General features: G+C 55.7%; 21 protein-coding genes. 16 read left to right on the top strand and 5 right to left on the bottom strand.

Annotated elements, in window-relative coordinates:
* Window positions 1–256 precede the first annotated feature (256 nt).
* The gene (locus tag LQ249_RS31340; protein ID WP_020190244.1) at window positions 257–493 is read right to left on the bottom strand and encodes a hypothetical protein; all 237 of its coding nucleotides are present in this window, start codon (window positions 491–493) and stop codon (window positions 257–259) included.
* A gap of 455 nt (window positions 494–948) precedes the next feature.
* Here LQ249_RS31340 and sppA point away from each other — a divergent pair, with 455 nt between their 5' ends.
* Window positions 949–1884, top strand: coding sequence for a signal peptide peptidase SppA (gene sppA / locus LQ249_RS31335; protein WP_011077946.1), 936 nt, complete (start codon window positions 949–951; stop codon window positions 1882–1884).
* 66 nt (window positions 1885–1950) lie between these two features.
* Here the strand turns inward: sppA and yejK are convergent, their stop codons facing one another.
* Window positions 1951–2952, bottom strand: coding sequence for a nucleoid-associated protein YejK (yejK, locus tag LQ249_RS31330; RefSeq protein ID WP_232566658.1), 1002 nt, complete (start codon window positions 2950–2952; stop codon window positions 1951–1953).
* A gap of 25 nt (window positions 2953–2977) precedes the next feature.
* The gene (locus tag LQ249_RS31325) at window positions 2978–3526 is read right to left on the bottom strand and encodes a hypothetical protein (protein ID WP_232566657.1); all 549 of its coding nucleotides are present in this window, start codon (window positions 3524–3526) and stop codon (window positions 2978–2980) included.
* Window positions 3527–3784: 258 nt separating this feature from the next.
* Here LQ249_RS31325 and LQ249_RS31320 point away from each other — a divergent pair, with 258 nt between their 5' ends.
* From LQ249_RS31320 to LQ249_RS31260, 13 genes are all read left to right on the top strand, one after another.
* Entirely contained in the window at window positions 3785–5275 is a 1491-nt protein-coding gene (locus tag LQ249_RS31320) for a DEAD/DEAH box helicase (RefSeq protein ID WP_232566656.1), read from the top strand.
* Between the two features lie 95 nt (window positions 5276–5370).
* Window positions 5371–5646, top strand: a complete 276-nt coding sequence (locus tag LQ249_RS31315) for an HU family DNA-binding protein (RefSeq protein WP_011077950.1) — start codon at window positions 5371–5373, stop codon at window positions 5644–5646.
* A gap of 120 nt (window positions 5647–5766) precedes the next feature.
* Complete coding sequence (locus LQ249_RS31310) at window positions 5767–6219, top strand: hypothetical protein (RefSeq protein ID WP_232566655.1); 453 nt, start codon at window positions 5767–5769, stop codon at window positions 6217–6219.
* Window positions 6216–7682: a 3'-5' exonuclease gene (locus LQ249_RS31305; RefSeq protein ID WP_232566654.1), complete on the top strand. Its 1467-nt coding sequence runs from the start codon at window positions 6216–6218 to the stop codon at window positions 7680–7682. The genes LQ249_RS31310 and LQ249_RS31305 overlap by 4 nt, the downstream gene beginning before the upstream one ends.
* Window positions 7679–8482, top strand: coding sequence for a hypothetical protein (locus LQ249_RS31300; RefSeq protein WP_011077953.1), 804 nt, complete (start codon window positions 7679–7681; stop codon window positions 8480–8482). The genes LQ249_RS31305 and LQ249_RS31300 overlap by 4 nt, the downstream gene beginning before the upstream one ends.
* A 247-nt stretch (window positions 8483–8729) precedes the next feature.
* Window positions 8730–8915, top strand: coding sequence for a hypothetical protein (locus tag LQ249_RS31295; RefSeq protein WP_016502338.1), 186 nt, complete (start codon window positions 8730–8732; stop codon window positions 8913–8915).
* A 181-nt stretch (window positions 8916–9096) separates the two neighbouring features.
* Window positions 9097–9612, top strand: a complete 516-nt coding sequence (locus LQ249_RS31290; protein WP_011077954.1) for a hypothetical protein — start codon at window positions 9097–9099, stop codon at window positions 9610–9612.
* A gap of 18 nt (window positions 9613–9630) precedes the next feature.
* Complete coding sequence (locus tag LQ249_RS31285; RefSeq protein ID WP_016971293.1) at window positions 9631–9789, top strand: hypothetical protein; 159 nt, start codon at window positions 9631–9633, stop codon at window positions 9787–9789.
* Between the two features lie 526 nt (window positions 9790–10315).
* Window positions 10316–10675, top strand: a complete 360-nt coding sequence (locus LQ249_RS31280) for a hypothetical protein (RefSeq protein WP_011077955.1) — start codon at window positions 10316–10318, stop codon at window positions 10673–10675.
* Between the two features lie 94 nt (window positions 10676–10769).
* Entirely contained in the window at window positions 10770–11738 is a 969-nt protein-coding gene (locus LQ249_RS31275) for an AAA family ATPase (RefSeq protein WP_011077956.1), read from the top strand.
* Between the two features lie 75 nt (window positions 11739–11813).
* On the top strand, window positions 11814–13013 hold the full coding sequence (locus LQ249_RS31270; protein ID WP_232566653.1) for a DUF3150 domain-containing protein: 1200 nt from the start codon (window positions 11814–11816) through the stop codon (window positions 13011–13013).
* A gap of 80 nt (window positions 13014–13093) precedes the next feature.
* The gene (locus LQ249_RS31265; protein WP_232566652.1) at window positions 13094–14908 is read left to right on the top strand and encodes a VWA domain-containing protein; all 1815 of its coding nucleotides are present in this window, start codon (window positions 13094–13096) and stop codon (window positions 14906–14908) included.
* A 69-nt stretch (window positions 14909–14977) separates the two neighbouring features.
* A complete protein-coding gene (locus LQ249_RS31260; protein ID WP_011077959.1) occupies window positions 14978–15394 on the top strand; it encodes a hypothetical protein in 417 nt (138 codons plus the stop codon).
* Between the two features lie 251 nt (window positions 15395–15645).
* Here the strand turns inward: LQ249_RS31260 and istB are convergent, their stop codons facing one another.
* Both istB and istA read right to left on the bottom strand, forming a co-directional pair.
* Window positions 15646–16401 (bottom strand): IS21-like element ISPsy14 family helper ATPase IstB, encoded by a 756-nt coding sequence (gene istB / locus LQ249_RS31255; protein ID WP_232566651.1) that lies wholly within the window; start codon window positions 16399–16401, stop codon window positions 15646–15648.
* Between the two features lie 19 nt (window positions 16402–16420).
* Complete coding sequence (gene istA / locus LQ249_RS31250) at window positions 16421–17935, bottom strand: IS21 family transposase (protein ID WP_232566650.1); 1515 nt, start codon at window positions 17933–17935, stop codon at window positions 16421–16423.
* A 572-nt stretch (window positions 17936–18507) separates the two neighbouring features.
* Here istA and LQ249_RS31245 point away from each other — a divergent pair.
* Together LQ249_RS31245 and LQ249_RS31240 are read left to right on the top strand one after the other, a co-directional pair.
* A complete protein-coding gene (locus LQ249_RS31245; RefSeq protein ID WP_016502340.1) occupies window positions 18508–18753 on the top strand; it encodes a hypothetical protein in 246 nt (81 codons plus the stop codon).
* 65 nt (window positions 18754–18818) lie between these two features.
* Window positions 18819–19064, top strand: coding sequence for a hypothetical protein (locus tag LQ249_RS31240; RefSeq protein ID WP_016502341.1), 246 nt, complete (start codon window positions 18819–18821; stop codon window positions 19062–19064).
* Window positions 19065–19303: the final 239 nt, after the last annotated feature.

The following is a 19303-nucleotide window of genomic DNA, read 5'->3' as shown; positions in this document are numbered from 1 at the left end:
CGGATAGTTTGTTAGGTACTGACTGAGGAATGTCCCGATTTCAGGCGGTTTTATCGCCTGAAAGCGGGCTAAGCTGTTTGTGGTTTGCGGTGTTTTTCTCCTCGGTTTCGGCCGCGTTGCATTGGCCACGCTATAGGCATGCCTGAAATACCCAAGTCGCCTCGATACTGCCGGCTACCTGGCTGATTGAGTCACGGGGGCTGATAGCGCGAAAAAAGGCGACACAAATGGTCGCCTGAGTTCTATGGGTCTCCGTTTAGAGGCTCTTCAACACACCCCAGTGAACTGGACGGCGATCCGCCTTTTCCAGTGCCTCCGCTGCTACCGAGGCTTGCTCGTGCGAACTCCACACGCTGTCGGAGCAACGCTCAACTCCGTGCTCCTGGTCTCGGAAAATCAGGTCAAAGGTCGGGGCCTCATACTGGTCAGAGATATCCCGCACCACAAAGCGCTCGTGCTCGAGGTTTTGTGTCACGGCGGATGTGGCGCTCATAGGCATAATCCTGCCTTCAGGGAGGCCTCGGATGCGGGCTTCGGGGGGGCTTCCAGCTGTTCTACCGAATGACCAGGGGGTGGCCCGCTCGATGCCGACCCGTCGCCTTCTGGTTGGGAGGTGGACGTTTCGATGTTCCAGCGACCAATCTCAATTCCAAGCTCATGGCTGGCCTCTTGTGAGAGCCCTTGCAAAGCGTCCTCAACGGCTAATTCGAGCTTGGCTTTCAGCCGAGAAAGCGCTTGCGGTGAGCCGATAACTCCAATGACCAGGTTGAGAGTAAGTCCAGCCCGATTCCGGGCTTGGGGCGTGACGACCTGCATAAATGGTTCTCCGTATAAGTGATCCGCCTCCTTCTCTCACGACCGCCGAGAATCCCAAGTTCCCGTTGCCTGTTCAGGATTGCTTCTCCGCAGTGTTTAATAGCCGTGTATAAATTTTCTGACGGAAATCCCATGGATCAAAGCCTCGAAGTCTTGGAGCGAACGCTGCAAGCAAGCATCAAAGAGCAGCGTGCAGCACGTCGCTGGAAGAATTTTTTCCGTCTCGCGACTCTTGGGATCGTCGTGACTGCTTTTGTGGTCGGCGGAAGGGCAGACCTTGATGGCGTTGGGGCCGATGTGCCGGTAACAGCAAAAATCAAGGTGAGGGGAGTGATTGCGGATGGGGAGGAAGCGAGCGCTGAGAACCTGAAGCGCAGCCTCGGCAAGGCCTTTGAAAATGAGAATACGAAAGCTGTGATTTTGGAAATCAACAGCCCTGGCGGAAGTCCCGTGCAGGCGGGCCATGTTTACGATGAAGTTCGTCGCTTGCGTGCACTGCATCCAGACACGAAGGTTTATGCCGTCATCACAGATCTGGGTGCCTCCGGTGGCTATTACATCGCCAGCGCAGCCGATGAGATATTTGCGGACAAGGCAAGTTTGGTCGGATCGATCGGTGTCACCGCGGCGAGCTTCGGTTACGTTGAGCTCATGCAAAAGCTTGGGGTTGAACGCCGCGCCTATACCTCCGGGGAACACAAGGCTTTCCTGGATCAATTCCAGCCTCAAAATCCTGAGGAGAGGAAGTTCTGGGAAGGGGTTCTCAAAACAACCCACAACCAATTCATTCGCTCGGTAGAGGCTGGTCGGGGAGATCGTCTGAAAGCCAAGGAGAATCCCGACCTGTACTCGGGGCTGATATGGACGGGCGAGCAAGCGGTGGGACTGGGGCTGGTTGATCGCCTTGGTGATTCTGACTACGTGGCTCGTGAAGTCGTAGGTGTGAGCAAGATCGTTGATTTCACCCGCAAACAGAATCCCCTGGATCGCTTTGCCAGCAAGATCGGCGCTTCGGTTGCCGATCAGCTCTCATTGCGGCTTGGGTTCGACGGCCTGAGCTTGCGCTAAGGCCCAGCAGGAACACTGCCAGACTAAGCAGGATCTGCCCCGTCCAGAGATGGACGGGGCATTTTTTTAGCCGCGCTTGAGTTGATCACGCAACTGAGTGGGTAGATTGCGAATGGTCAGGGTGCCGGCATTCTCGTCGTAGTCGATCTTGGAACCCAGTAGGTGGGCTTCGAAGCTGATCGACAACCCTTCGGCGCGGCCGGTGAAGCGGCGGAATTGGTTGAGGGTGCGTTTATCCGCTGGGATCTCAGGCGACAGTCCGTAGTCGCGGTTGCGGATGTGGTCGTAGAACGCCTTCGGTCGATCTTCATCGATCAGCCCAGACAGCTCCTCCAGCGTCATCGGCTCGCCCAACTTCGCCTGGCTGGTGGCGTAGCCAACTAGGGTATTGGTCTTCTCACGCGCCTGATCCTCTGGCAGATCCTCGCTCTCGACGAAATCACTGAATGCCTTGAGCAGGGTACGGGTTTCGCCGGGGGCGTCTACACCCTCCTGGCAACCGATGAAATCACGGAAGTAGTCCGAGACCTTTCGACCGTTCTTGCCCTTGATGAACGAAATGTACTGCTTGGACTGCTTGTTGTTCTGCCATTCGCTGATGTTGATGCGTGCTGCCAGGTGAAGTTGGCCGAGATCCAGGTGCTTGGCTGGGGTCACGTCCAGGGTGTCGTTCACCGCCACGCCTTCGCTGTGGTGCAGCAGAGCGACGGTGAGGTAGTCGGTCATGCCTTGCTGATAGTGGGCGAACAGGACGTGGCCGCCGGTTGAGAGGTTCGATTCTTCCATCAGTTTTTGCAGGTGCTCGACCGCATGGCGGCTGAAGGCGGTGAAGTCCTGGCTTTCGTCGAGGTAATCCTTCAACCATCGGCTGAAGGGATAAGCGCCTGACTCCCCGTGGAAGAGACCCCAAGCCTTGCCCTGCTTGGCGTTGTAGCTTTCGTTGAGGTCCGCGAGCATGTTCTCGATGGCCTGCGAAGCTCCCAGCTCTGTATCGCGGGCATGCAACACCGCGGGGGTTCCATCGGGTTTTTTGTCGATCTGATGAACGATGATGTGACGTATTGGCATGAGCAAAGTCCTTGTAGTTTTGGGGTTAGAAAGGCGTTTCGTGGGGGTGTTTCGACAAATGGGCGGTGAGCACTTGCTTACTGAAGTCGGTCAGAATTTCAGGAGCAAGAACGGAACCGGTGATTGCAGCTGCGGGGCGAAAAATCCTCTTGCCGGAAGCCGTGAGCCAATCGAACACCATGAAGTGTTGGTGTGCCCCAGTTTTGAGAGGCGGCAGCGCCTGCCAGGTCATAGTAGAACTGGCGTATAGCGACAGCGCTGATATTACGGTTTGGGACTCCGCTGCATTGCGGCGCTGCTCTGGCAAAGCGTCATAGGCGGTGAGGGTTGCGCCGAGAACATCGGCTGGGCGAAGGCCTCCAAGATTCTTCAGATCCTCGCCACCCTGCATTGCTCGATAGCCATCCAGCGTCAGCTGGCCAACGAGTCGGGGGCCAGCCACCAGGTTGTATGAGTACAGCCAGAATCCAACGGCATTTCGTGCGCCGGCTGCATCATCATCGATAACCCAGCTTGCATCGCGCAGTGACTCAGCGAACTTGCGAGCACGCGCCTCTCCTACGTCATCCATCATGCCTCCTATCTCTTGGCCTGCGTCGACGCCTGTGCGAAAGCTCAGGCAATGTCGAACACAGTCACACGCCGGCCGGAAAACCCAAGTCAAGGCGCGAGCATCAGGAAGAGCCTGTATCGGCGTGCATTGGCAGGAAAAAATATCCCCCTCAATCAGGCTGCGCTCTGTTGCCGCCTCCATCCCACGGCTCGACCACCTGGCTTGGGTTATTTCGAAGCGATGGTTTCCTACCTGTAGTTCGTACAGCGAGAAACCTCGATGCAGCTTCGACCCTACCAACAACAGCAGGATTTTGAACTCCGCAAGGGCATAAGCCTTGGCGCGATCATTCAGATGCTGATGAGTCCCACGGGCTCCGGTAAGACAGAGGTGGCCAAGCACATCATTGCCGGTGCGCAGGCGAAGAACCGCAGGGCCTGGTTCATAGTCGACAGTGTGAAGCTGCTCGATCAGACGCTTGAGCGGTTCTACAAAGATGGATTGGTCGCCGGTGCAATTCAGTCAGACCATCCCTGCACGGACTACCGAAAACCCATCCAGGTTGCAACGATCCAGAGCTTGCGTCCGCGCCTCGACTACATGCTCAACCATCACAAACCTCACCTTGTTCTCATTGACGAGGCGCATGTCATCCATGAAGCCCACATCGAGCTGATTACGTGGTGCCGGCGGAACAAGGTGCCTGTTATAGGGCTCAGCGCTACCCCATGGCGGCGGGGCCTGGGGCGCATCTTTGACAGGCTAATCAATTGCATCTCCCTTTCTGAGCTGACAGACCAAGGCTTCCTTGTACCTACGCAGTGCTACGCGCCCTCCGTGCCTTCTCTGAAGGGGGTGAGCACGAAGCCGAATGGTGACTGGATCGAGGACGAGCTTGCCACGGTCATGGGTGACGCCAAGCTGCTTGGTGACGTGGTAACGCACTGGAAAGAACTGGGTGAAAACCGCAAAACAATGGTTTTCGCCTGCAATGTCCAGCACTCCAAAAAGCTCGCTGCTGAGTTTCAAAAAGCTGGGGTGGCCGCAGCCCATATCGATGGCTATATGCTGCCGCATGAGACCGAGGAGATCTTGCGCCAGTACAAAGCGGGCAAGATAAGGGTCTTGGTCTCAGTGGCTATGCTGATCAAGGGGTTTGATGACCCCTCGACCAGTTGCCTCGTAATAGCACGGCCTACCAAGTCCCTGATGCTTCACTACCAGATGATTGGCCGCGGGCTGCGACTCTCGCCTGAAACTGGAAAAATCGACTGCATTATCATTGACCACTCCGGGAACCTCTTGCTTAACGGGAAGCCAACGGACGAGGTGCCCGACGCTATGGACAATGGGGAAGGGGAGCGTCTTGACCGCCGCCCGCAGGACAAAGGCGATCAGGAGAAAAAAACCAAGCCATGTCCGAAGTGCAGCTTTGTTTTCAGCGGATTGCTCTGTCCGAAGTGTGGTAATGAAATCGTAATACCGGATGGGGTGGCGGTGGCCACCGGCAAACTGGTGAAGCTAGACGATCGACGCAAAGTGCTCGGGCCGACCAGTAAACAGCACACATTCTGTGAGCTGCTTGGGTACGCCCGTGAGACCGGCAAAAAAGACGGGTGGGCTCAGTACGCATACCAGGCATACATGAAAGAGCTGCCAGATCGCGCATGGATCAGTACCGTGCAACCCAAACCACCGAGCGAAGACATGAAAAGCTGGGTGAAGGGCTATAACGTCCGTCGCGCCAAAAGCAAACGCCGATTCGGGTGAGCCGGCGGCTTGGGATTATGCAGAGCCATGTTTCAATGCTTTCAGCTGGGACTCAACACCCATGCGACTTTTCAACAACCAAGGAGTAAAAGCGAATGAATCGTCAAGAACTCGTCAAAGCGATTGCCGACGAAAGCGGGCACAGTCAGTCAACCGTGGGAGAGGTGCTGAATAGCCTTATCTCGACGGTTCAAAATGTCGTTGCCGGCGGCGACAAGGTTAGCCTCGTGGGCTTTGGTACTTTCGAGTCAACCAAGCAGGCCGAGCGTCAGGGCCGTAATCCGTCTACCGGGGCTCCGATCACCATCGCTGCCTCGATCAAGCCAAAGTTCACCCCTGGCAAGTCCTTCAAGGAACGCGTCAACCAGTAAGCCCCCTCCAGCCGCCCCGATCTGGGGCGGCGTCTGCGTAATTCAGACCAAAAAACCGCCCGAAACCAGACCTTTCCCCGCGACCTGCATGAAACGATCTCCTCACCTTAGGAGACTCACATGCCCAGCGAAAAATATCCTCCGGCGATATGCCGATCACTACTCATTGACTACCTTGCAGGCATCGGCTCGCACGCAGTCATGATTCTGACATTCAGGCACAGCGGCGAAGAGCTGCGCTCGATATCCAGTCGTCACACTGCTGGCTTGATGGCAGTAGCGGTTGGCATAGTCGTCGCCTGTACCCACTTCGCCCCAGGCTCCAGCTCCACGCATAGCTTGGTGTCTTGCGCGCTATTTGCCCTTCTCATCGCAGCGGCCTTGCGCACCTTCGGCATGCATGCCGTTGCAGGGTATGCGACGTTCCTGGTGGTGACAGAGCCGGTAGCCCTGGTTGTTCGCCATCTCCCAATGGGCGACCTAATTGATGCCGTGTTTTCGTTCTGGTGCTTAGCAGCGCTGTCTGTCTATGGCGGCAAATGTGCAAAAAACAGAATGGAGTCGCCTCAATGAAGTCGACCGCAGAACAGCTCCCCATCATCGAGTACCAAGGTGACCATCTGGTGGTGAAGGCCTATGCCGGGTGCGGCAAGACGACTACGCTTGTTGCCTATGCCAACCATCACAGCCATTTGCGCATGCTCTATCTGGCGTACAACCGTGCAATTCGGGATGAAGGTGCCGAGAAATTTCCAAAAAACGTCGTGTGCAAAACTTCTCACCAGTTGGCCTGGCCACAATTTGGCCGACACTATCAGCACAAACTCGGGAATATCCGTCTGACGGATGCTGCTGGGCTCCTCAAAACACGGAGCTGGGGAGATGTTCGAGACGCTATCGCTGTGCTCAATGCCTACCTTTCGAGCGCTGACGAAGAAATCAGTGAGGCGCATTATTTTGCTGCGCTCAGCGAGGAAGAGGCAGCGGAGCACGGAGCCGATCACCTTGACCGGACGATAAATTCTGCCCAGAAACTCTGGGACGCGATGATCGATACCGAGAGCAAGTTCCCCTGCCAGCATGACGCATATCTGAAGCTCTTCCAGCTCAGCAATCCACAGCTGCCGTATGACGTGATCCTTTTCGATGAGGCTCAGGACAGTAACCCTGTGACCGCCTCCCTGGTCGCAGGTCAGAAGGCGAGGAAGATTTTCGTCGGCGATAAATGGCAGCAGATCTACCGTTGGCGAGGAGCTGAGAATGCGCTTGATACTCAGATTGTGCAGGGCGCAGCGTCGATGTTCTTGACCAACTCTTTCCGGTTCGGGCCGATGATTGCCGGCGTAGCCAACGCGATCCTCAAACAGCAAGGGGAAGCTCGTCCCCTGGTTGGGTACGGTGCCCGCGACAAAGTGACGACATCGCTGCCCTCTGGATGTAACCACTACACCGTGCTCAACCGAACGGTGATTGGCGTGATCATGACGGCCATCGATGCTGTATCTGACGGCCAAGTTGTCTACTGGAACGGGGGGATTGAGGCATACCAAATCTCCGACCTCGAGGATGTTTACCATCTGAAGGTCGGCCGCAAGGATGAGATCCGCAACAAACGCCTTTTCGGGCAGTTCAGCGACTTTGGAGGGTTTGCCGAAGCGGCAGAGGAGTCGAAGGATGCCGAGATGAATCGGATGCTCAGGATACTCAAGGAGCACAACGACATTCCGAAGTTGATCGCGGCGCTACGCCGCAACTCAACAGATGATCCTCTTGATGCAGATGTGATTGTTAGCACCTGCCATCGCTCGAAGGGGCTGGAGTGGGATGTGGTTGTCCTGGAAGAAGATTTCCCAGACATCTTCGACGAAGAGAAGATCACCCCTGATCAGCGGGTTGATGAGTTGAATTTGCTCTATGTCGCAGCCACAAGAGCAAAGAAGGTGTTGGTGATCAACAGCATCACCCAGGTCGTGATCCAAAAAAGTCACGCTGAGGCCAAGCGGGAGATGGAAGCCGCAGCAGGGCAGCGCGCATGATCTACCTCTATCTCGCGCTTTTACTGGTGCCGGCCGGCGCGATTTTTGTCTGGGGTAAGCTGGTGTCACAGTTTTCGGTAAAGACGTGGATCGTCTATCGGAACACTGGAATCATCGGCGGACCTGTACATGAAATGGCGCACGCGATTGCATGCCTGCTCTTCGGCCTGCGAATCAGGAAGCTTGCTCTATTCGCACCGGATGCAATCACTGGGCAGCTGGGCTACGTCGAGTTTTCCTACAGCCCGTTTTCTCTGCGCAACTCGATTGGTCTCCTTGTTCAGGGCATAGCGCCCTTGTTGGCCGGAGGCGCAATCGCTGTTCTCTCCCTTGGCACATCATACGATCAGAGCCTTCCCGACCAGGGATTGGTGCCGTTGGTTGTCTGGATCGGCGTTGTGGCCACCGGTTCTGTTACCGCGATCGTCGACCTGGGTACTGGCTCATTGCAGGGGTTTGCTCTGGCGTTACTCATCCTGGTTATATCGATGCACGCCATCCCAAGCACAGCCGATATCGCCCTGGGTCTCAAGGGATTCGCGATCATCGCGGTCGCTTTCGGCGGATTAATTTTCTTGCTCCAGATGATCCCATTCCAAGGAGAAGGCATAGCAATGGCGTTCATCATCAAAGCAGCGGATCTGGGGACGCGCTATCTCGAGATCGGCATGTGGCATGCACTCAACGGTGCGGTGACGGTGGTGACCTTATCTGTAGTAGCGAGCTTGGTGCTGATCCTGCTCCCAGCGTTTTTTTTCCGTCTGAAATCGTTCTGGGACGGTGCCCGAGGCCATATCTAACAGATCGCAGTGGTACGGCTAAGTTTCCCTGGACCACTGCGCCGTTGTCGCTGAATACGCAGCTGCGTAGGAAAACGGGCCTGGTGGCACGCGTCGGCCCACTTGATGATGGGCTTGGGTTCCTAGCAAGTAGTGAGAATCTGAGCCCATAACGAATACCGAGGAAAACGTACACCACAGCCCTGGCCTCGAACCGGGGCCGAGGCGGTAAAGGGAAGCAGCTTTTGCACCCATTGAGGGAAAATCAATGAATTTAGAAATGGAACATATTGTTGCTGCCGTGATCTTCGCAGGTGTCGCAGTCACAACATTTATCTGGGCCTTGAAGAAAGAACTGGGTGTTTTCGATTTGGCTATTTTGTTTGCAGTTGAGGTGATTCTTGGAACGATTTTTTATGCCGCTTACCGTTATTTCTTCTTAGGGCATCTGTGATCTAGCATAGGAAAATCCCATGCGATATGTACTCAGCGTTGCACGCCACTACCTTACCGGGAAGCTCTCGACCAGGCATGCGATCTATGCCCTTAGCCAAAGGCCGTTGGCCGTTGGCCGTTGTCAGTAAGGGCAAAACATGGGTCATCGACCCTGACTTAGAAGTCTGAGGAAAAAAGCCATGAACTATCTGGAACGAGCGACCGACGAAGCGGGTTATCCCGCGATGGATTTTGAAGCGTTCTACCAGCAGGGCATTTCTTGCTTTGTGTGGAGGCTGCCAAAGCCACTGGTGCGCCAGGCATTCAAGCGCGTCTGTGCCGATCTGCAAGCCAAGGGTAACGCTGTGGCAACGTGGCAGGTGCGGGCGTTCGTATATGGCCTGTCAGGGCGCTATCAGGGTGGTACTCGTAAACGCATGGCTCCGGAAGGTTATCAGTGGCCCTCGCCGCCAGATCGGTCATGGGAGATGATTGTTTGCGTCTATCCGAACGGCGATTGCGAACTGGATTTTGTCCATCCAGTGAGCCGCATGTTTTGGTCTGACGGTAATGGTTTTTTGGCGCTCCCCACCGATGACTTTGCACGTATGGGGCAATGGTGGTTTGAAGAAATGGGCTTCGAAATAATGGTGATGCAGCCGATGATGCAGGCGCACGTAACCGACAGCGTACCCCCACATTTGAAGCTGGTCTGAAATTCAAGGATAGGAAACGTGATCTTCACCATTCGTTCGAAGCAGGTCGAAATCAGAGCCAGTAAGCGCTTTCGATTGCTGCCCGGTGGCGACTTCTCCGCACCAGGTCATGTATTAATGAATTGGCTCGGGGTGATGGTGTTCATCAAGCCAGCCCCTCCAAAGCTGGACGCATAGGGAAACGAGCCATGATGAAGGAACAGACCATGCAAAAGCTGAATGGCAATCGTCCAAATCTGGCCGGGGTTCGTCGTAAAGGTGAACCGCAACGGTGGTGGTCATCGTCGCGTTTATCCAGATGGCCGCATCGAGCAGATCGACTGAGGAATCGTGATCATTGATATCGACAAGGCAAACCGCGGGCGTTAAGCGCTACCCACTCCGGGCCTGCTTGACCGCAAATTTGCGTGATCCCAGAGGGTTGCAGGCATCCCTGTAAATAGGCATCATGGCCCTACCGAAAGGTGCGTAAGCTGCGCGCTATTGCAGCTCAAGAACCCTCACAGCCCCGATCGGGGCTGTTCAAGTAAGCATAAGTCCGTTTGACCTATGCTACCCCCAGAATCAACCATCCACGCATGAGCGTAGATGTTTGTCCGTGCCTGGCACGGGTCGTTAGCTGCGACTCTAATCAGCTTAAAAACCTACCCATGCGGGGAAACCCGTATGGGATTTCTCCGCTCTGAAAACTGGAGTTGAGAATATGAGCAATACCAACGAAGTCGTTAATCTGACCAAGTTTAAAACTACCCGTGAACTCGAATCCTTCGGGGTTCGTGATCTTACGAGTTGGAAGGAATTTCAGGAGATTCGTAGTCTCCTTTTCTTCCCGGTGTTGCCGACCAAGGAAAGTGTTGCAAAGCGCGTTGAGCGACTTGCCGAAATTGCCCTTGCTGAAGCAAAGAAATCTGGCACAACTACCGTTCTGGTCAGTTGCCCGCCATGGATGATGCATTCGCTGTGTGCCGAGCTGGTTTATCACGGGCTCACACCAGTCGTAAGCTTCACCAAAAAAACCAGTGAAGACAGCCTGTCTGTGATTGATCTGGTAGTTGCTGCGTAAAACCTGCACAAAATAAACCGCCCACTGGGGGAGTCTTCCCCTATGGGGATTCTCCTTTTCTTGGGCAACTGCTTTCGAGAACGGAGAATATAAAATGCAATTCAATGCAAAAGTTGAGATGAAAGAGTTCGGCTTCAATACCAACGCGCAAGCGCCAGGTTTTGCAGAAGGACACCAGTGGATGCATCACGTCGCGCCGAAGAAGAAGTATTTCTTCCGCGAGATGCTGGTCAAGCCGTTCATGAGTTGGCTCTACGCTCCGTTTGGGGATAGCTGCATGCTCCTCGGCCCAACTGGATCGGGTAAGTCTTCGCTCGTAGAGCAAGTCACTGCCCATCTTAATTGGCCCTGCATCACCGTTTCGGCACATAGTCGGATGGAAATGCCGGAGCTTACTGGTTACAACCTACCTGTCACTGATCCGGTGAGCGGCGACCTGAACACGAAGTTTGTGGATGGGCCGCTGACCCAAGCAATGCGTAATGGGTTTGTGTTCGTGCTCGATGAGTACGACACGCTTGATCCGGCAGTAACTGTAGGTCTGCACGCTGTCATGGAGGGGAGACCCTTGGTGATTGCGGAAAACAATGGTGAGGTTGTGAAGCCTCATGCCAACTTCCGGTTTGTCGCTTGCGGCAATACGGCGGGACAGGGTGATGCATCGGGAGTACATGCTGGCACCATGCAGCAGAACCTGGCATCGCTGGATCGCTTCCGAGTGTTTGAGGTTCCGTACCTTGAGGCTGATAACGAAGTAGCAACTTTGATATCTGCTTTGCCAATGCTTCCGGAAGAGATGGCGAAAAACATGGTGAAGGTTGCGAACTCCATTCGTAATCAACATCAAGGGTTAGGTGGTAATTACCTAAGCGTCACGATGTCCACTCGGACATTGCTTCGCTGGGGGCGTATCTCTTGTGGATACACTCACCAGGGCGCAGCTAATCCGCTTCAACTTTCGCTGGATGAATCGCTGCTCAATCGCTGCGATTTAGTTCAGAAGACAGCAATTCGTAAGATCGCCCAGAGTGTCTTTGGTGGCGATTGGAAAGTTGCTGCGTAAAAACCCTAAGGGGGAATCTCCCCCACCGGGCGCGATTCCCCCTTTTTCATGCATGTGAGAAAGGAGAATCGTGAAATGTCCATTCAACAGAATGAGATAAAAATCCTAGACCAACTACTGCTGGTCGATCTTTCCGGTATCCATCTGTGGACTGCTCGGAAAAAGCTTAAACCTGAGATGCTGGAGGGGAAGATTCCTCCTGCTATTTTGGCTTCACTCGGCTCGATGCGTGTAATCGACCCGGAGAAGCTGAAACCGTTTGAGAAGATCAAGCGGCAGGCTACAAAGGTGGTGGAAGAGTGTGGTGTGCGGTTCCTGGGTGGCTATGCAGTTTCCCAGGACAAGATCCAGGAGGTTGTTGACCGACTGGAAGCGCTCAAATCTCAATTCTACGACTTGAAAAACAACTTTCTCCCTAACTACGAACGCTGGATCACTGAGTGGATCGACAAGGGCTGGGAGAAGCAAGAATGGCGTGATGCTATCCGCACCTCGGTGACACCGAAGGCGCAGGTAGATGCAGGGATGCATTTTGGGTACGCGGCATGCCGTGTTTCCCCTGATGGCGACAAGCACCTCTCTAACACGCTGGGTACGCAGGTCCGTGGTTTGTCAGATCAGCTGTACGCTGAGACGGCAGATACAGCCGAGCGCTTGCTTGAAACTGGCTTGGCCACTCGTGGCCATGTCACACAAACGACGCTGAACACTGTTCGGAAGATCAACGCCAAGCTTCGCGGCCTGATGTTCCTGTCCAGTGAGGTCAAAGCCCTAACCGAACACATTGAGGAAGTCCTTGCGGCTCTCCCCAAGTCCGGGGTGGTTAATGGCTCTCAGTACAACAGCGTTGTAGCTCTTGTGTCGGCCCTCTCTGATGAGGACTCGATCAAGCGGCTGATCAAAAACCTGAACAATGCCAACGGCCCACAAGATGTGTCGATGGCTTTCGTTCCAGCAACGCCTTTAGTTGAAACCGAGGCCCCGGCCGGTGTTGAAACAAAGGCTCCTACAACAGTTGAGATCGAGGCTCCGGCCGAGACTGTCGCTGCTGTTGCTGTACCTGCTGCTGAAGTACCCGAGTATGCCGTAACGATGGTCGAGGAAGAGCTGAGCGCAAGTGTCGCTACTCCGAGTTGTCACGACAGCATCAACGAAGTACCAGCAACATCCGAGGTTGTTGAACCAGCTGAACCCGTTCCAGTGGAGCAGTCTGAAGAACCCCTCGTAATCAATCCGTCTGAACCCGATATGCCCTTCGGCACGTTCTGGTTCTGACATCACAAACAAACCCCGCGCGGGAGTAACCCTCCTCGCGGGGTTACTCCTTTTCGCGGTGGCGAGAAAGGAGATAAACGATGAGCAATCAATCCCTGGTCGGCACTCTGCCGATCTACGCACAGCACCTTGCCGAGCTAACTGGCGTCAAAGTGCATGTTGAGGGTGTCCAGGCTAAGACAGATGGAAAAAACGTATTTGTCCCCTTCACCGAGGACGATCTGCCGCTGTCCTTCGGGTACATCGCACATGAATGCTCCCATGTCCGCAACACAGACATGGGCTGCTTTCGCGACTCAAGCCCGACACCCTTCCGCAAGAATCTGCTGAACATTCTTGAGGACATCCGCATTGAACGATTGAGCATGGATCAGTACCCAGGTACTGAGTCGGACATCCGTTACCTGAACCGCAAGGTTCTGCTTGAGCCGTTCCGGCCAGAGCAGGTGGATGACTGCCCGGCGCTTCATGTGATTCACAACGGAATTCTCTACGGCGGTTACTGGCTACTCCAGGAACCGCAGCTTGAGGTTCCAGCAAAAGCCTACCTGGCCCGTATGGAGATCCTTCTTGGGGCTGACCTTACGGATCAGATCCTGACCCTGGTGAAGAACACCCTGGCGTGCGAGAGCACAACAGATGTTCTCGCTCTGGTGGACGCGATTATCGGCCTGCTGCCTTCGCAAGAGGATGAGCAGGAAGATGAGCAACCGCAGCCCGAGCAAGGCTCTGAGGGTGCTCCTCAGGACTCGCAAGAGTCGGGTGGAGGCGATCAGCAGCAGGAGCAAAATCAAGGCGGTGGTGCGGGTGCAGGTGATGAAGGCAAAGAGGAGGGGCAACCCGAATCCAAGCAGGAAACATCTGATGGAGGCCAGTCCGGCTCCGATCCGCAAGACCAATCCCAACCAAGTAGCGGCAGGAATGCCGGCGACGATGGCCAAGAAACCTCGCAGTCCAGCAATGGCAGCGGCAAACCTTCCCCAGAAGCCAGCAACCTGCGCGAGCAGGCCAAGGATGCAACCGAAGCCGACCTGAAAGGGTTGATCTCGGAAGTTGGCGACAAGGCGGGTGAGTTGCTAGGCCGTAAAGCAGTGCGCGACGGCAATCCGATCCGACCATTCTCTCTGGATGGGAGGGGCAGGAACCGATCCGATCAAGCGAGCGTCCGCCGTGTGCAATTGGGCATCGAGCAATCGGCCGGTCTGCGACAGTGCCTTAATGGGCTGTTACAGGCGCAGGTTGATTGCCGTGTTCGGCTGAAGCGGCAGGGCAAGCGGATCGACACTGGGCGTATCGCCATGATGAAAGGCGGCGAAACGCGGGTGTTTAGAAGTAAGTCTCGAGCAGAGCGTCAGTCTGCATCAATCCAGATTCTTCTCGACAAGTCGGGGAGTATGAAATCTGCGATGGATCAGGCCGAAGCCGCAGTCTACGCGGTGCTAAGCGCGCTGGAGGGACTTCCGCTGGTGACATCCGGCGCGATGTCGTTCCCCAACAAGGCGAACGATGGCGTTGAGCGCTGCGCACTGATCAAGAGCCCGAAAGAGCGATTGATCAAGGCGGTAAGCGAAGGTGGCTTTGGTGCGATGTCGGAGGGCGGTACGCCTCTTGCGCAAGCACTGTGGCCGGCTGCTGTTGAAGTTCTTCGTGCGAAGGGCGAGAAGAAGATTCTTTTCGTCATAACGGATGGTGAACCGAACGCAGGTACTACTCATGCAGCGAAGGAGTTTCTTCAGCGGTGTGAGGTCAGCGGCATCGAAGTGATTGGACTTGGTTTCGGAAGTGCCAATGAGCACATCCTGAAAGCATTGTTCAGCCAATACCGTGCTGTTGGGGAGGTTGCGAATCTCAAGAACTCGCTCTTTGAGCTTGTTCGCGAAGCATTAGCCGCCTGACAAATAACCATTCAACCCACTAGGGGCTTTCCCTAGTGGGAGGCCTCTGTCGGTTTGAGGAGGTCTGAAATGGAAAATACTGCGACTGCGTTGCCCTTGCTGGATCTGTTTGGGGAGCAAGTAATTATTCAGCGCCGCTCGTTTGAGCGGAGACCACGGAGAAAGGCAAGCCATGCGCGAGTTTTTCAACTTGGATTTCTCGACATTCTTGAAATGTCAGACGCTGAGCTGGAAGCCCTGCGGGCACGAGACGAAATCACCGATGATTACGTTGAGTGGATGCGGGAGTACCTGCTGAAAATCACTCTGAGGCAGATCATTCATCCTCAGGTCAGTGAGCAGAATTGGCGCGAAGCAATGGATTGGGTTCTTTCGGACGAAGTTCATCCGTTTAGCTTCCGGGTCTGTTGTGAAGCAATGATGTGCGACTTCGAAGATGTTCGTGCTACCACATTGAAAATCGCAGCCAAAGAACTGTTTAAGTAAATAGAAGCCCGATAGGGGGAAAGCCCCCTATGGGCTTTCTCCCTTTCTGCGCTTCGTGGAAATGGAGAATCAGATGAATGCTTATAGGGACGCCCAGGCAGGCGAAGCCAAGATGTTCGTTACTTGCGGATTCCACGACACTTGGACACTCAGCCCACGATCATTTGGACACTCGTACCACGCGCACTTGGACACCTGATCCACGTCCACTTGGACAGGCAGTCGGAGCGCAGCGACGCAGGTTTGCATTGTTAGTCTGAAGTCCCTGCCGTCGTCAATTTCGTTGCGCGCCTGCGCATCGATTCGCCCTTCAGTTCGATCCGATAAGCGTTATGCACCAGCCGGTCGAGGATCGCATCGCCCAAGGTCGGATCGCCGATCAGCGCATGCCATTTGTCCACCGGCATCTGGCTGGTTACCAGCGTCGAGCGGTTGCCGTAGCGGTCGTCCAGCAGTTCAAGCATGTCGCGCCGCTGAGCAGCGGTAAACGGCGCCAAGCCCCAGTCATCCAGGATCAGCAAGTCGGTCTTGGCATAACCCACCATCAGTTTCGCGAAGCGCCCATCGCCGTGGGCCAGGCCCAGTTCTTCCATCAAGCGCGGCAGCCGCAGATAGCGCACGCTGTAACCGTCGCGGCAGGCCTTGTGCGCCAGCGCGCAGGCGAGCCAGGTTTTGCCTACGCCCGTCGGCCCGCCGATGATCAGGTTCAGGCCATCGCGCAGCCACTGGCCGCTACCCAGTTGCAGGATCAGCGCCTTGTCCAGGCCACGAGGGCTGCGGTAATCGATGTCTTCCAGGCAGGCGTTATGGCGCAGTCGTGCGGCTTTGAGGCGAGTCGTCAGGCGGGCGTCTTCGCGCTCGGTCAGCTCGCGGTCGACCATCAGGCCGAGGCGTTCGTCGAAGCTGAGATCGTTGATGTCGGGCGTTGCGTGTTGTTCGCCAAGCGCCTTGATCATGCCGTGCAGGCGTAGGATTTGCAGCTTGTCGAGGGTCGGGTTAGGCAGCATGTTCGTGCTCCTTTTTCAGTCAGTGGTAGTAGCCAGGGCCGCGCAGATTGATATGTTCATCGGGCAGTAACGGCAGGTTTTGCTGGGCAAGAGGTAGCCGTTCCAGGCCTTGGCGCAGGATCGATTCGAGGCTCTTGTAACTGCATGCGCCTAGGGCCAGCGCACGTTGGCAAGCGGCTTCCAGCCGCTCTTCGCCGTGCTGTTTGCTCAAGCGCAGGATGCCCAGGCAGGCGCGGAAGCCATGCTGCGGATGGATTCGGCGTTCGAGGATGTAGGCGATGACACCGGCCGTATTCGGGCCCGTCTGCTCAGCCCAGCGGATCAGCCGCTGGGGCGTCCACTCGGCGTGTTCGCGGTGACTTTTGGGCATGTGCTCGGTGTGGGTAGTGTGGCGGCCTTTGTGCGGCGAGCGCAGATGGCTGGCCACGCGCTGGTTGGCGTGGAAGCACTCGACGGTCTGCGCGGTCAGGCGTACTTCGAGTTGGTGTTTCACCAGTTGGTACGGCACGGAGTAAAAATGGCCGTCGACTTCGACGTGGTAGTCGATGTGGACTCGCACCTTTTTCCATTCGGCGTAGACATACGGATGTTCTGGTAGCGGTTGTAACGCCGGTTGGTCGATGCTCTCGAAGGCTGACCGGCGTGAGCCGGGCAGTTTCTTGAAGGGCTTCTGATTGAGGCGATCCAGCAGCAACGCGATGGCTGTGTTGAGTTCGCCCAAGGAGAAGAACTGGCGGTTGCGCAGCACCGCCAGTATCCACCGCTCGACGACCTGTACGCCGACTTCAACCTTGGCTTTGTCCTTGGGTTTACGCGAGCGCGCGGGCAGCACGGCTACGCCGTAATGCTCGGCGAGATCGCGGTAACTGGGGTTGATATCCGGCTCGTAGCGATGCGCCTTGGTCACGCCACTGCGCAGATTGTCGGGCACCAGGATCTGTGCGGTGCCGCCGAAAAAAGCAAAACAGCGGGCGTGCGAGCCCAGCCAGTCGGGCAGTTTCTGCGACCAGGTGGCTTCGGCGAAGGTGTAGCTGGAGGCGCCCAGCACGGCGACGAAGATCTGTGTTTGGCGAATTTCGCCGGTCTGCCGGTCGATGACTGGCACCGTTTGGCCGGCATAGTCGACGAACAGCTTTTCACCTGCACGATGTTCCTGGCGCATGACCACGTCGACCTTGGCGGCCCAGAGCCGGTAGTGCTCGCAGAACCAGCTGTATTGGAAGCCTTGCGGATGGGCGAGTCGGTACTCTTGCCAGAGCAGAGCCAGAGTCACGCCGGGGCGGCGCAGCTCGGCATGCGCCCAAGCCCAATCAGGCATCGGCCTTTGATCGCTGGGAACTGTTGGTGCTGGCGGAAACAGGCATCGCTCCAGCTCGGCGTCCGACAATGATGTCGGCCAAGTCAGCCCGCAAGCGTTGAAACGGTGCAGGTAATTGCCGGCACTGCCGCTGCTGATGCGCAGGCTGGCGGCGATCTTGCGCACGGACAGGCCGGCGTCGAACTTTAGGCGTAGTACCTCTCGGATTTTACGCATGGATATACGCTCCACGACGACCTCTTCGCTTCGATAAAAGAGGCCGATGGTAGTGAATAGTCCTGCGTTGCCGCCTGCCTGAGCGTGGGTCGGATCAGTGAGAAATCACTGTCCAAGTGCTCGTGGAATCGCTGTCCAAGTGTTCGTGGAATGGGTGTCCAAATGCGCGTGGAATCCGCACGTTACTCGTAACGATCAGGTGGTCAAGCTAGTTGAAAGGCTGCTGAAGCGAGCCACCAGTGTTCTCGTCGAGAAGGTTTGCCGCAAGGCTATGACGGATGGCGAGTTTCAGGTTGTAAAGCAAGCGACTCAGCGTGGCGAGCTGTACAAGGTATTCAGCCTTGTTCGTCCAGCTGCCGACCAGATGCGACGTGTAGACAGCACGAACATTTACTGGGACTGGATTGACGCCTTCGGGAGCTATTCGGACGCAGTTGGCTCTTGTTGGCCATACATGAGCCAGGAGCGAAGAGCTTACGCTCTGCTTCGTGCTGAAGAGCTTGCCAACGCAATCTGCAAATAACCCTACCGGGGAACTCCGGCGGGGTTCTCCATGCAAATGGAGATTAAAAATGCATCGATTTGTAGAAGAAAAAATGGCAAAAATCGCGCCTGTTCCATGCGATTTCATGCTTGGCGATACCGTAACGGTGACAAATGGGTACGGGCTCGAAATCAAGGGAAAGACAATCCTTGGATTCGTTCGTGAGATCGATGAGTTTCGGCCCGGGGCCATCATTTTCCTGGACTGGGATTGCTACTGGTTTCCAGTAGCACCGGAAAAGCTGAAGCTCGAAAGCCGAGACGTAGCGCTCTAATTAAACCACCTATGGGGGAGAAATCCCCCATGGGGCTTCTCCCTGTCGGATATACGGAGAAGTCGATGAACGCGATCCTTGAAGCTGCTCGTTTGCAAGGTCAGGCCTCGGTAGCCCGCAAGGCTTGGGTTACCAAAGGCGAAACAAAGGTTCACCTCTGGGAGCTGTCAACAGGGGGAGTCATATACCTGAAGCACTCGCGGGGGCATGGTTTTTTCCCCCCGATCATGCTGGAAGAACCAATGGAGATGGTTGTTGACCGTTTCCGGAATAAACGCGGTCATAAGGTGTTCTCACCGAGTGGGCTATGAGTGTGAAAGGGTGGCCTTCGGGTCACCCTTTTTTTTGGGTGCGCCAGGCATGGCGCGTTGCGCGTAGCGCAACCCGCTTGGTTGTGGTGGCCAAAGCGGGTGACTTGGAGGTGAAAGTCCTCTACACACCCGGCAAGGGGAAGTGTTAGCCAGAGGCAAGGGTGTCGTGGGCGACCGCGAATCTGAAGGAAGCCCGAGGCAAACTGCTGGCCTGACGAACAGGAAGCGGATAGAGGCGG

The sequence above is a fragment of the Pseudomonas sp. 7-41 genome (assembly GCF_021233075.1).
Classification (GTDB): Bacteria; Pseudomonadota; Gammaproteobacteria; order Pseudomonadales; family Pseudomonadaceae; genus Aquipseudomonas; species Aquipseudomonas veronii.
Note: the sequence above shows the minus strand (reverse complement) of the source record. Positions and strands in the feature narration are given on the sequence as shown.